The organism is Streptomyces lavendofoliae (assembly GCF_014649735.1).
GTDB lineage: Bacteria > Actinomycetota > Actinomycetes > Streptomycetales > Streptomycetaceae > Streptomyces > Streptomyces lavendofoliae.
Window position 1 is genome coordinate 1 of record NZ_BMTP01000007.1, and the last position, 12533, is coordinate 12533.

Below are 12533 nucleotides of genomic sequence, written 5' to 3' on the forward strand. Positions count from 1 at the left end.
AGATCGAACCTCGGGCCGAAGCTGCCCACACGCTTGACGAGGAACATAGAGGCACCCCCCCACCGGCAACGTGCCCGGCCCCGCCCGTGCGCGTACGGGCGGGGCCGGGCGCGGGCCCGTGGGCGGGGCGGAGCGGCTACGCCTCCCGGGCGGCGGAGGTGAGCGACATGTCCGGGTACCGGTCGCCGGCCACCTGGGCGGCGATCGCCTCCAGCTGCGCCAGCTCGTCCGGGCCGAGCGTGATCCGGGTGGCGGCGGCGTTCTCCAGGAGGCGGGCGCGCTTGCGGGTGCCGGGGATGGGCACGACGGTCAGGCCGTGCACCTCCGCCCGCTGTTGCACCCAGGCGAGCGCGACCTGGGCCGGGGTCACCCCGTGCGCCTCGGCGACCTTCCGGACGGGCTCCAGCAGCGCGGCGTTGCGGCGGGCGTTGTCACCGGTGAAGCGGGGCTGGTGCTTGCGGAAGTCGGTGCCGGACAGCTCCGCCGCCGCGTCCGTGAACGCGCCGGTGAGGAACCCGCGGCCGAGCGGCGAGTACGGCACGAACGCCACGCCCAGGTCGGCCGCGGCGCCCACCGCGCTGTGCTCCACGTCACGGGAGAACAGCGACCACTCGGACTGGAGCGCGGTGATCGGGTGCACGGCGTGCGCCTCGCGCAGTTCCGCCCCGGTCACCTCGCTCAGCCCCAGGTGCTTCACCAGTCCGCGCTCGACCAGCTCGGCCATGGCGCCGACGGACTCGGCGAGCGGCACGGCCGGGTCGCGGCGGTGCATGTAGTACAGGTCGATGACGTCCACGCCGAGGCGGCGGAGGCTGCCCTCGACGGCGGACCGGATGTACGCGGGGTCGTTGCGCACGCCCCGGTGGTGGGGGTCGTCGGTGCGCTCGATGGCGAACTTCGTCGCCAGGGTGATCTCGTCGCGGTGAGCGGCGGCGAACGGCGCGAGGAACTCCTCGTTGGCGCCGCGGCCGTAGATGTCGGCGGTGTCGATCAGGGTGACCCCGGCCTCCAGCGCGGCCTCCAGCGTGTCGCGGGCGGCGGCCTCGTCGGTGTCGCCGTAGAACTCGCTGATGCCCATGGCGCCGAAGCCCTGCACGCCCACCAGCGGGCCGTCGGAGCCGAGGCGTACGGTCGCGATCTTCTCGGTGCTCATGTGGTCCTCTCCGGGGCCCGTCGGGCACCCGCGTAAAAGTCGATCTTGTGGTCGAGCACGGCGAGCGTGTCCTGGAGTTCCGCTATCCGGGCCCGTACGTCCCGCCGGGTGGCCTTCAGCAGTTCCTGCCGTGCCTCGAAGGTGTGCTCGCCCTCGCGCACCAGCTCGGCGTAGCGGACCATGTCCGCCACCGGCATCCCGGTCAGCCGCAGCTTGCCGACGAAGGCGAGCCAGTCGAGATCCCTGTTGGTGAAGCGGCGCTGACCGGTGTGCGACCGGTCGACGTGCGGCATCAGTCCGATCCGCTCGTACCAGCGCAGGGTGTGCGCGGTGAGCCCGGTCCAGGCGGACACCTCGCTGATCGTGTAGCGGTCCTGCCCGTCGGGACGCGGATGCGGAGGTGGCGTGGACACACAGGGCCCGGGGCGCCCGGTCCGTACGGGGGTGCTCTCGATCACCGTCATGGCCTCCACGCTAGGACCTTGGAGTGCACTCCAGGCAAGCCCGTTCCCCGGCAAGGCGCGCACGGGCACGGGGATACGCTCGGACGCATGCGAAGTGTGGCGATGATCGAGAACTGGCCGGTGGAGACCGCCGCGGCGGCCGTGGTGCGCGCGGACGGCACGGTCGCCGGGGCGCACGGCCCCACGGACCGGAGGTTCCCGCTGGCGTCGGTGACCAAGCCGCTCGCCGCGTACGCGGTGCTCGTGGCGTACGAGGAGGGGGCGGTCGAGCTCGACGAGCCGGCCGGGCCCGAGGGGTCGACGGTGCGGCACCTGCTCGCCCACACGTCGGGCCTGGCCTTCGACGAGCACCGGGTCATGGCGGAGCCGGGCACGCGGCGGATCTACTCCAACGCCGGGTTCGAGGTGCTGGGCGACCACGTGGCCTCGGCCACCGACATCCCCTTCCCGGAGTACCTGCGCCAGGCGGTGCTGGAGCCGCTGGGGATGAAGGACACGACGCTGGACGGCTCGCCCGCCAAGGACGGCGTGTCGACGGTCGACGACCTGGTGCGCTTCGCCGCGGAGGTGCAGGCGCCGCGCCTGCTGGACCCGCGCACGGTGCTGGAGGCCATGTCGGTGGTCCACCCGGGGCTGACCGGAATCCTGCCCGGGTACGGACACCAGCGGCCCAACGACTGGGGGCTCGGCTTCGAGATCCGCGACGGCAAGTCGCCGCACTGGACCGGGACTTCGTCCTCCCCGCGCGCCTTCGGCCACTTCGGCCAGTCGGGCACGTTCCTGTGGATCGACCCCGACGCGGGGGCGGCGTGCGTGGCGCTGACCGACCGGCCCTTCGGGCCGTGGGCGGTCGAGGCGTGGCCGCCGTTCACGGACGCGGTGCTGGCGGACCTCGCGGCGGCCCGCTGACCGTCCGGCGGCGGGCCCGCCGCGCCCGTACGGAGGACTACCGACCGGCCCGGCGGGGAACACATACCTGTCACCACCGGTACAGAATTACGGGAAATTGTGGATGACATTTTCCCGACCCGCCGGGCCGGAGCCGAAAACGTATCGCCCGCTCCGGCCCGCACCGTGCTACTGTGTTCTCAGTTGCAGTTGTGGTTCCCAATGACTTTGCGTTCATTTTTCCGGTGTTTTCCGGAGGGGAAATCATCCCAGCGACTCCGGAGTCGCAAGGTGCGTCTCCGGGCACTGCCCCAAAGGGAGATCAAATATGGCATCTGGCACCGTGAAGTGGTTCAACGCGGAAAAGGGCTTCGGCTTCATCGAGCAGGACGGCGGCGGCGCTGACGTGTTCGCCCACTACTCGAACATCGCCGCTTCCGGCTTCCGCGAGCTTCAGGAAGGCCAGAAGGTGAACTTCGACGTCACGCAGGGCCAGAAGGGCCCGCAGGCCGAGAACATCGTTCCCGCCTGACGCTGACGCGTACGACGCGTGCCGGGGCCCGCACCATGGGTGCGGGCCCCGGCTCGTCGGCTTTTTCTTCCCGTCCGATACGACGGTCTCGCGCGCGAATACTGATTGCCGCTTCTTCCGGCTCGTATTCCCGGCGCTCCCCCGGACGAAGCGGTGACGCCCTCGGCGCCCGCACGTGTGTCGTCCATTTTCTCGGTTCGTTCTTGCAATTCCTCGTGCGGCCCCGCCGCCGGGAGGAATTCCTCGATACGTGCCGCATCGAGGAAGGTTCCGCATGAACCGCACCGCTCGCACGAACGACAGCTCCTACCGCTCCCGTACGACCACCGCCGGCTCCGGCCGGGGCGGCCGTGGCCGCCCGCAGGGGTCGGCCCGTCCGGCTGCCGCCGGACGAACGGGTGGCGGTTTCGGGCGCCGGCCCGCCCCGCTGCGGGGCGAGTTCGCCCTTCCGGTGGGCGGCAGCGCGGCACTGCCGCCGGTCGAGAGGTTCGACGACCTCGGCCTGCCCGCGAGCCTGCTGGCGGCGCTCCGCTCGGCGGGCATGAGCGTCCCGTTCCCCATCCAGGCGGCGACGCTGCCGAACTCGCTGGCCGGCCGGGACGTCCTGGGCCGCGGGCGCACCGGCTCGGGCAAGACGCTCGCGTTCGGGCTCGCCCTGCTGACCCGTACCGCCGGCAAGCGGGCCGAGCCCCGGCAGCCGCTGGCGCTGGTGCTCGTCCCCACCCGTGAGCTGGCCCAGCAGGTGACCGACGCGCTCACCCCCTACGCCCGGTCGCTGCACCTGCGGCTCACCACGGTGGTCGGCGGGATGTCGATCGGCCGCCAGGCGGGCGCGCTGCGCGGCGGCAGCGAGGTCGTCGTGGCGACGCCCGGCCGGCTCAAGGACCTCGTCGACCGCGGTGACTGCCGGCTGGACCAGGTCGCCATCACCGTCCTGGACGAGGCCGACCAGATGACCGACATGGGGTTCATGCCGCAGGTGACCCACCTGCTCGACCAGGTGCAGGCCGGCGGGCAGCGCCTGCTCTTCTCGGCCACCCTGGACCGCAACGTCGACCTCCTGGTCCGCCGCTACCTCAGCGATCCGGTCGTCCACTCCGTCGATCCCTCCGCGGGCGCGGTCACGACGATGGAGCACCACGTGCTGCACGTCCAGGGTGCCGACAAGCACGCCACCACCACGGAGATCGCCGCCCGCGACGGGCGGGTGATCATGTTCCTGGACACCAAGCACGCGGTGGACCGGCTGACCAAGGACCTCCTGGCCGTCGGCGTACGCGCCTCCGCCCTGCACGGCGGCAAGTCCCAGCCGCAGCGCACCCGCACCCTGGACCGGTTCAAGAGCGGGCACGTCAACGTCCTGGTGGCCACCAACGTCGCCGCCCGCGGCATCCACGTCGACGACCTCGACCTCGTCGTCAACGTCGACCCGCCCACGGACCACAAGGACTACCTGCACCGCGGCGGCCGCACCGCCCGCGCCGGCGAGTCCGGCACCGTCGTCACCCTGGTCCTGCCGGGGCAGCGACGCGGCATGGAGCGCCTGATGACCGACGCCGGCATCACCGCCCGGGTCACCCGGGTCCGCTCCGGCGAGGCGGAACTGAACCGCATCACCGGCGCCCGGACGCCCTCCGGCGTGCCCGTCGTCATCACCGCGCCGGCCTCCGAGCGGGCCAAGGGCCCCGGCACCGCCGGTCGCGGGCGGCGCCGCCGTCCGTCCCGCTGGGGCCGCGGCGCCACCGCCACCGCCGCCGCGTAGGGCGCCTCGGGACGCGCTCCCGATCGAACGGTCCGACGCCCCACGTCCCACGAAGGAGAAGCCCTTGACGCAGGTTCAGACACGGCCGGCGGTCACCCGCGCGACAGTGGTGACCCACGGCACGGGCCTGACCGCCCGTGACGCCATGGAAGCGCCCGGACCGCAGGTCGACGACCACATGACGGTCGACGTGGCCATGTCCGTGCTCATCAGCGCCCGCGTCGAGCACCTGCTCATCCAGGACGAGACCGGCCGCTGCTCCGGTCTGGTCACCCGGGCGCAGCTCGCCGCCCACCGCGGCGGCTCCTGGTACGTCGACCGCACCCGGCTGCGCGACATCCCCCTCGACCGGGGGCCGTTCACCTGCTCCGCGGCGGTCCTGGGCGACGCGGAGGCGGCGATGCGCGGCCGGACGCTGGACGTCTCCCCCGTGGTCGACGAGCACGGCTACCCGCTGGGCATCCTGTCCCTCTTCCCCTGAGCCCTCCGCTCCCCTCCTCACCCTCCCGAGGCCCCATGCGCTGCGTCATCGCCCACTTCCCCTTCGACCTGTTCGCCGGCGACGTCCGGGAGTCGATGAAGGGCATCCGCCCCGAACCCGTCACCGGGCCGTCCGTGACCATCGGACGCCGTACGTACCCCGTCAAGCAGGTGGGGGAAGTGATCACCAGGCAGGACCGCCGTGACTTCTCCTCCGCCGAGGTGACCAGGGCGCTGACCCGGCTCGGCTTCACCTGCCACGACGCCACGGCCGCGCCGGCGACCGCCGCCACCCCGCTGGAGACGGCGACGGCGCTCCTCGGCGGCGGGGCGCTCCGGTGACCTCCGGCGTCCGCGGGAGCGCGCCGGGTTCTAGAATCAACGCCCATGTCGAACCCTGATGAACTGCTCGTTGACATCGCCGCCACGGTGGAGTCGGAGCAAACCACTCAGATGTCCCTCACCGTCGTGGTCCACGGAGCCGTCATCACGGGCCGCCTGGCGCCCGAGAGCGTGTGGCGGCAGCGGGTGGCCGAGGTACTGAGGGACTCGGACCGGCTCGGTCCGTTCGCCGGCACCTTCGCCCCGCCCGGAGGCACCGGGTCGCGCCCGTCCGGTACACCCACCCACCTGCACTTCCACGTCGCCAGAATCCTTCAGGGCCAGGTGGGCATCCCCGAGACCGGCGGGATGTACCGCATCGCCATCAAAGACGTCAGCGCCTGGACGGTGGGCGACTTCAGCTACTCGGACCAGTGACCGCCCGCGCGGTGCGCCCCCACGGGGCGCACCGCGCGCCGTGCTCACCGCCCCGGTCGCCGCGGCCCGCGGGCGGGGTCAGCCGGTCATCTCCCACAGCAGCACCTCGGCCGCGCCGAGTGCCTCCAGCTCCAGTCCCCGCGCGCCGGTGATCCTGGCCGCGTCCCCCGGGGCGAGGTCGTCGTCGCCGAGCCGTACGGTGCCGCGCACGACGTGGACGTACACGAAGGCCGCGTCCGGGACGGCGACGCGCTCGCCGGGAGCGTCCGGGCGGCGCACGTGGAGCGTCGCGCCCGCGGCCGGCACGGCGTACGGGGTCGCGTCGGCGATGCCCCGCACGACCTCGTACGCCGGGGCGCCGCCGGGCTCCTTCGGGGCGAGCCACATCTGCACGAAGACCAGCGGCGCGTCACCGTCGTTGCGCTCCTCGTGCCGGACGCCGGCCGCCGCGCTGAGGTGTTGTACGTCACCCGGGCCGATCCGCGAGGTGTGCCCGGCCGAGTCCCGGTGGGTCAGCTCGCCCTCCACGACCCACGTGACGATCTCGGTGTGGCTGTGGGGGTGCTCGTCGAACCCGGAGCCGGGTGCGAGCCGCTCCTCGTTGCACGCCAGCAGGGCGCCGAAACGGAGGTTGTCGGGGTCGTAGTGGCGCCCGAAGGAGAAGGCGTGCAGGGTCTCTATGCCGGTCGTCGCCCCGCCACCGCGGTAGCGCTCACCGGCCCGCCGCACGGACCACACGGGTGTGCCCGGGCCGGGCCGCGCGGCGGCCGCCGCGGCGTCTGGATGCCATGAACTCACGGGACCACCGTAGACCCGGCGCCGCACTGCCCCGTCCGGATAAGGCAGTCTTGTCCCGTGCCTGAACCCGCAGCGAACGACACCCATCCCCATGCCGCCACCCTGAAGCGCCTGGAGCAGTCATCCGGGCGGCTCGCGGCGAGCGCCATTGCCCGCATGGACGAGACGCTGCCCTGGTACCGGGCGATGCCCCCGGAGAACCGGTCGTGGATCGGCCTGGTCGCCCAGGCCGGTATCGCCGCGTTCACCGAGTGGTTCCGGCATCCGGAGACCCCGCAGGCCATCTCGACCGACGTGTTCGGCACCGCCCCGCGCGAGCTGACCCGCGCCATCACGCTGCGCCAGACCGTGGAGATGGTGCGGACGACGATCGAGGTCATGGAGTCGGCGATCGAGGAGGTCGCCGCTCCGGGCGACGAGTCGGTGCTGCGCGAGGCGCTGCTGGTGTACGCCCGGGAGATCGCCTTCGCGACGGCCCAGGTGTACGCCCAGGCCGCCGAGGCGCGCGGCGCCTGGGACGCCCGGCTGGAGTCCCTGGTGGTGAACGCGGTGCTGTCGGGCGAGGCGGACGAGGGCGCGGTCTCACGGGCCGCCGCACTCGGCTGGAACTCGCCGGAGCACGTGTGCGTGATCCTGGGCACGGCCCCGGACGGGGACAGCGAGCTGACCGTGGAGGCGATCCGCCGGGCGGCCCGGCACGCCAAGCTCCAGGTGCTCACCGGCGTGCTGGGCGACCGGCTGGTGGTCATCGCGGGCGGCAGCGACAACCCGCTGCACGTCGCCAAGGCGCTGATCGGCCCGTACGCCGCCGGGCCGGTCGTGGCCGGGCCGATCGTGCCGGACCTGCTGGCGGCCACCCGGTCCGCGCAGGCCGCGGCGGCGGGGCTGAAGGCGTGTTCCGCCTGGCAGGACGCGCCGCGGCCGGTGCTGGCGGACGATCTCCTGCCGGAGCGCGCGATGGCCGGCGACCCGTCGGCGCGCGAGCAGTTGGTGGAGGAGATCTACAGACCGCTGGAGGAGGCGGGCTCGGCGCTCCTGGAAACCTTGAGCGTTTATCTGGAGCAGGCGAGCAGTCTGGAGGGCGCGGCCAGGATGCTGTTCGTCCATCCCAACACCGTGCGCTACCGGCTCCGACGTGTGACCGACGTCACCGGATGGTCACCGTCCGATGTGCGGTCCGCGTTCACGCTGCGAATCGCGCTGATCCTGGGACGTCTGGTCGACGGAGATCCTCAGTCCTAGACTTTTGTCGAACGTCCACAATTCCCCTGACGGTTCTTCGTCCCTGTCCTCACGGGCGCCGGAGGCCGTCCACAAGAGAGAGTGTGAGGGTGCTCGTACTCGTCGCTCCCGGCCAAGGCGCTCAGACGCCCGGCTTCCTGACTCCCTGGCTCGACCTGCCCGGCGCCTCCGACCGCGTCGCCGCGTGGTCCGACGCCATCGGGCTCGACCTCGTCCACTACGGCACCAAGGCCGACGCGGACGCGATCCGCGACACGTCGGTGGCCCAGCCGCTGCTCGTCGCGGCCGGTCTGCTGTCCGCCACCGCGCTCGGCACCTTCGCCGCCGGCGCGGCGGGCTCCCCGGGCGCCGTCGCCGGCCACAGCGTCGGTGAGATCACGGCGGCCGCGTTCGCGGGTGTCCTCGACGACACGGCCGCGCTCGGCTTCGTACGGACCCGCGGTCTGGCGATGGCCGAGGCCGCCGCCGTCACCGAGACCGGCATGTCCGCGCTGCTGGGCGGTGAGCCGGAGGTCACCGTCCCGCACCTGGAGAAGCTCGGGCTCACCCCGGCCAACGTGAACGGCGCCGGCCAGATCGTCGCCGCCGGCACCATGGAGCAGCTCGCGGCGCTGGAGGCGAACCCGCCCGAGGGCGTACGCCGGGTCGTGGCGCTGAAGGTCGCCGGCGCGTTCCACACGCACCACATGGCGCCCGCCGTCGGGACGCTGCAGAAGGCGGCGGACGGCCTGACGGTCGCCGACCCCACCGTGACGTACGTCTCGAACAAGGACGGGCGGACCGTCGCCACGGGTGCCGACGTCGTCGCCCGTCTGGTGGGCCAGGTCGCCAACCCCGTCCGCTGGGACCTGTGCATGGAAACGTTCCAGCAGCTGGGCGCGACCGCCCTGGTCGAGGTGTGCCCCGGCGGCACGCTCACCGGTATCGCCAAGCGCGCCCTGAAGGGTGTCAAGACGGTCGCCCTGAAGACGCCGGACGACCTCGACGCGGCCCGTGCGCTCATCGCCGAGCACACGACGCCCGCCGTCTGACAAGGAGCCGTAGAGCATGGCGAAGATCAAGCCCAGCCAGGGCGCCCCGTACGCGCGCATCATGGGTGTGGGCGGCTACCGGCCCACCCGTGTCGTGCCGAACGAGGTGATCCTCGAGACGATCGACTCGTCCGACGAGTGGATCCGCTCGCGCTCCGGCATCGCCACCCGCCACTGGGCCTCGCCCGAGGAGACGGTGACGGTGATGTCGGTCGAGGCGGCCGGCAAGGCCATCGCGGACGCGGGGATCACGGCCGAGCAGATCGGTGGCGTCATCGTCTCCACCGTCTCGCACTTCAAGCAGACCCCCGCCGTCGCCACCGAGATCGCGGACAAGATCGGCGCCGGCAAGCCGGCCGCGTTCGACATCTCGGCGGGCTGCGCCGGCTTCGGCTACGGCCTGACCCTCGCCAAGGGCATGGTGGTGGAAGGTTCCGCCGAGTACGTCCTCGTCATCGGCGTGGAGCGGCTGAGCGACCTGACCGACCTGGAGGACCGCGCGACGGCCTTCCTGTTCGGTGACGGCGCCGGCGCCGTCGTCGTCGGTCCCGCCCAGGAGCCGGCGATCGGCCCCACGGTGTGGGGCTCCGAGGGCGACAAGTCCGAGACGATCAAGCAGACCGTCGCCTGGACCGACTACCGCGACGGCACGGTCGACAAGTTCCCCGCGATCACGCAGGAGGGCCAGGCGGTGTTCCGCTGGGCCGTCTTCGAGATGGCGAAGGTCGCCCAGCAGGCCCTGGACGCGGCCGGCATCTCGGCGGCCGACCTGGACGTCTTCATCCCGCACCAGGCCAACATGCGGATCATCGACTCGATGGTGAAGACTCTCAAGCTGCCGGAGCACGTCACGGTCGCCCGGGACGTGGAGACGACCGGCAACACCTCGGCCGCCTCGATTCCGCTCGCGATGGAGCGGCTCCTGGCGACCGGTCAGGCGAAGAGCGGTGACACCGCGCTCGTCATCGGCTTCGGGGCGGGTCTCGTCTACGCCGCGACGGTCGTTACCCTCCCTTAGACACCGTTCGGGGTTTCTCCGGACGATCAGCCTCAAAACCCTCTGAGAAACACCTCTGAGACACACACCGAAGGAGCGCCACATGGCCGCCACTCAGGAAGAGATCGTCGCCGGTCTCGCCGACATCGTGAACGAGATCGCCGGCATCCCGGTCGAGGACGTCCAGCTGGACAAGTCCTTCACCGACGACCTGGACGTCGACTCGCTCTCCATGGTCGAGGTCGTCGTCGCCGCCGAAGAGCGCTTCGACGTCAAGATCCCCGACGAGGACGTCAAGAACCTCAAGACGGTCGGCGACGCCGCCGATTACATCCTGAAGCACCAGAACTGATCGGACCGCCACCCGGCGGTGGCGCCGCGTTCCCCGCATACCTCATACACGTGGAGAAAGAATTCCTGTGAACTCGACCAATCGCACCGTGGTCGTCACCGGTATCGGCGCAACCACACCGCTGGGTGGCGACTCCGCCTCGACCTGGGAAGGTCTGCTCGCGGGACGCTCCGGCGTCAAGCCCCTCGAGGGTGACCGCTTCGCCGACATGCCCGTCCGGATCGCGGCCCCGGCGGCCGTCGACCCGGGAGAGGTGCTGCCGCGCCCGCTCGCCCGCAAGCTGGACCGCTCGGCGCAGTTCGCCGTGATCGCGGCCCGTGAGGCGTGGGCGGACGCGGGCTTCACCGGCCCGGCGGGCGAGGACGCGTCCGTCGAGCCCGAGCGGCTCGGCTCCGTCATCGCCTCCGGCATCGGCGGCGTGACGACCCTGCTCGACCAGTACGACGTGCTGAAGGAGAAGGGCGTACGCCGCGTCTCCCCGCACACCGTGCCCATGCTGATGCCCAACAGCCCCTCCGCCAACGTCGGCCTGGAGGTGAACGCCCGGGCGGGCGTCCACACCCCGGTCTCGGCCTGCGCGTCGGGCGCCGAGGCGATCGGCTACGCCATCGAGATGATCCGTACCGGCCGTGCCGACGTGGTCGTCGCCGGCGGCACCGAGGCGGCGATCCACCCGCTGCCGGTCGCCGCGTTCGCCAACATGATGGCGATGTCGAAGAACAACGACGAGCCCGAGAAGGCCTCGCGCCCGTACGACAAGGGCCGTGACGGCTTCGTCCTCGGCGAGGGCGCCGGCGTCGTCGTCCTGGAGTCCGCCGAGCACGCCGCCGCGCGTGGCGCGAAGGTGTACTGCGAGGCGCTCGGCCAGGGCCTGTCGGCCGACAGCCACCACATCGCCCAGCCGGAGCCGACGGGACGCGGGATCGCCGCCGCCCTGCAGAACCTGCTGGAGGACACCGACCTCAAGCCGGCCGAGGTCGTGCACCTCAACGCCCACGCCACGTCCACCCCGCAGGGTGACGTCGCGGAGGTCAAGGCGCTGCGCAAGGTGCTGGGCGAGGACCTGGACCACGTCGCGGTGTCGGCCACCAAGTCGATGACCGGCCACCTCCTGGGTGGCGCCGGCGGCATCGAGACCGTCGCCACGGTCCTGGCCCTGCACCACCGCACGGCCCCGCCGACCATCAACGTCGACGACCTGGACGAGGAGGTCGACGCGGACATCGTGCGCGACACCCCGCGTCCGCTCCCGGAGGGCACGATCGCCGCGATCAACAACTCGTTCGGGTTCGGCGGCCACAACGTGGTGCTGGCGTTCCGGACGGTCTGACCTGGCGGTCGGCGACCGTAGGACATGGCTGTGGGCCCGCCCCCTTCGAGGGGGGCGGGCCCACAGCCATGTCCACGCCGCGCGGCGGTACGGGGGCGAGCCCCGGGCGACGGTGGGGTCAGACGACCTGGTGGAGCCAGCGGACCGGGGCGCCCTCACCGGCGTACCGGAAGGGTTCGAGCTCGTCGTCCCAGGGCTTGCCCAGGAGCCGGGCGATCTCCGCCTCCAGCTTGGTCTCGCCCTGGGCCGAACGGACCAGCGCGGCGCGCAGCCGGTCCTCGGGGATCAGGATGTCGCCGTGCATGCCGGTCACCGCGTGGAAGATGCCCAGCCGGGGCGTGGCGCTGTAGCGCTCGCCCTCGGCGGTGGCGCAGGGCTCGGCGGTGACCTCGAAGCGGAGCATCTGCCAGCCGCGCAGGGCGGAGGCCAGCTTGGAGGCGGTGCCGGGTTCACCCCGCCAGGAGAACTCCGCTCTCCAGGTGCCCGGGGAGGCCGGCTGCCGGATCCAGTCGAGCTGGACCCTCGCACCGAGCACTCCCCCCACCGCCCATTCGACGTGCGGGCACAGCGCGCGCGGTGCGGAGTGTACGTACAGGACTCCACGTGTCGTCACCGGGACCTCCAGTGTGGGACGAGGTTCGCCTTTCCCAGCGGCCTCAGTAAACAGCATCGGGAGTGAAACTCCGCAAAAGGGACAGCATGTGACGTGATGTAATTTACCGGAGCCGGTCGGCGAAGGCGCCTG

At 72.1% G+C, this 12533-nt stretch carries 15 protein-coding genes; 11 read left to right on the plus strand and 4 right to left on the minus strand.

The genetic code is table 11. The features are described 5' to 3' along the window. Window positions 1-136 precede the first annotated feature (136 nt). Window positions 137-1153: an aldo/keto reductase gene (locus IE109_RS14685; protein ID WP_189551323.1), complete on the minus strand. Its 1017-nt coding sequence runs from the start codon at window positions 1151-1153 to the stop codon at window positions 137-139. Next, on the minus strand, window positions 1150-1617 hold the full coding sequence (locus tag IE109_RS14690) for a MerR family transcriptional regulator (protein ID WP_189551324.1): 468 nt from the start codon (window positions 1615-1617) through the stop codon (window positions 1150-1152). Before IE109_RS14690 ends, IE109_RS14685 begins: the two co-directional genes overlap by 4 nt. Window positions 1618-1704: 87 nt before the next feature. On the opposite strand from IE109_RS14690, the gene IE109_RS14695 reads away from it, so the two are divergent. The 6 genes from IE109_RS14695 to IE109_RS14720 all read left to right on the plus strand — a co-directional run bounded on the left by IE109_RS14695 (window position 1705) and on the right by IE109_RS14720 (window position 6038). Then, complete coding sequence (locus IE109_RS14695; protein WP_189551325.1) at window positions 1705-2526, plus strand: serine hydrolase domain-containing protein; 822 nt, start codon at window positions 1705-1707, stop codon at window positions 2524-2526. Window positions 2527-2833: 307 nt separating this feature from the next. Continuing rightward, window positions 2834-3037: a cold-shock protein gene (locus IE109_RS14700; protein ID WP_033176054.1), complete on the plus strand. Its 204-nt coding sequence runs from the start codon at window positions 2834-2836 to the stop codon at window positions 3035-3037. A 274-nt stretch (window positions 3038-3311) separates the two neighbouring features. Further along, the gene (locus tag IE109_RS14705) at window positions 3312-4799 is read left to right on the plus strand and encodes a DEAD/DEAH box helicase (RefSeq protein ID WP_189551326.1); all 1488 of its coding nucleotides are present in this window, start codon (window positions 3312-3314) and stop codon (window positions 4797-4799) included. Window positions 4800-4863: 64 nt separating this feature from the next. Further along, window positions 4864-5280: a CBS domain-containing protein gene (locus IE109_RS14710; RefSeq protein ID WP_189551327.1), complete on the plus strand. Its 417-nt coding sequence runs from the start codon at window positions 4864-4866 to the stop codon at window positions 5278-5280. A 35-nt stretch (window positions 5281-5315) separates the two neighbouring features. Then, on the plus strand, window positions 5316-5621 hold the full coding sequence (locus tag IE109_RS14715; RefSeq protein ID WP_189551328.1) for an SCO5918 family protein: 306 nt from the start codon (window positions 5316-5318) through the stop codon (window positions 5619-5621). A gap of 45 nt (window positions 5622-5666) precedes the next feature. Then, the gene (locus IE109_RS14720) at window positions 5667-6038 is read left to right on the plus strand and encodes a GvpU-like protein (RefSeq protein ID WP_189551329.1); all 372 of its coding nucleotides are present in this window, start codon (window positions 5667-5669) and stop codon (window positions 6036-6038) included. 78 nt (window positions 6039-6116) lie between these two features. Here IE109_RS14720 and IE109_RS14725 read toward each other — a convergent pair whose 3' ends face one another. After that, a complete protein-coding gene (locus IE109_RS14725; protein WP_229891116.1) occupies window positions 6117-6776 on the minus strand; it encodes a pirin family protein in 660 nt (219 codons plus the stop codon). Between the two features lie 117 nt (window positions 6777-6893). Between IE109_RS14725 and IE109_RS14730 the strand changes: the two genes are divergently transcribed. The 5 genes from IE109_RS14730 to fabF all read left to right on the plus strand — a co-directional run bounded on the left by IE109_RS14730 (window position 6894) and on the right by fabF (window position 11788). Next, window positions 6894-8078, plus strand: coding sequence for a PucR family transcriptional regulator (locus IE109_RS14730; RefSeq protein WP_189551330.1), 1185 nt, complete (start codon window positions 6894-6896; stop codon window positions 8076-8078). A gap of 89 nt (window positions 8079-8167) precedes the next feature. After that, entirely contained in the window at window positions 8168-9109 is a 942-nt protein-coding gene (locus IE109_RS14735; protein WP_189551331.1) for an ACP S-malonyltransferase, read from the plus strand. A gap of 16 nt (window positions 9110-9125) precedes the next feature. Then, complete coding sequence (locus tag IE109_RS14740; protein WP_189551332.1) at window positions 9126-10127, plus strand: ketoacyl-ACP synthase III; 1002 nt, start codon at window positions 9126-9128, stop codon at window positions 10125-10127. An 82-nt stretch (window positions 10128-10209) separates the two neighbouring features. Continuing rightward, on the plus strand, window positions 10210-10458 hold the full coding sequence (locus IE109_RS14745; RefSeq protein ID WP_064071140.1) for an acyl carrier protein: 249 nt from the start codon (window positions 10210-10212) through the stop codon (window positions 10456-10458). 67 nt (window positions 10459-10525) lie between these two features. After that, the gene (gene fabF / locus IE109_RS14750) at window positions 10526-11788 is read left to right on the plus strand and encodes a beta-ketoacyl-ACP synthase II (RefSeq protein WP_189551333.1); all 1263 of its coding nucleotides are present in this window, start codon (window positions 10526-10528) and stop codon (window positions 11786-11788) included. Between the two features lie 118 nt (window positions 11789-11906). On the opposite strand, the gene IE109_RS14755 is transcribed toward fabF, so the two are convergent. Beyond that, on the minus strand, window positions 11907-12401 hold the full coding sequence (locus IE109_RS14755) for a DUF3145 domain-containing protein (protein WP_189551334.1): 495 nt from the start codon (window positions 12399-12401) through the stop codon (window positions 11907-11909). Between the last annotated feature and the right edge of the window lie 132 nt (window positions 12402-12533).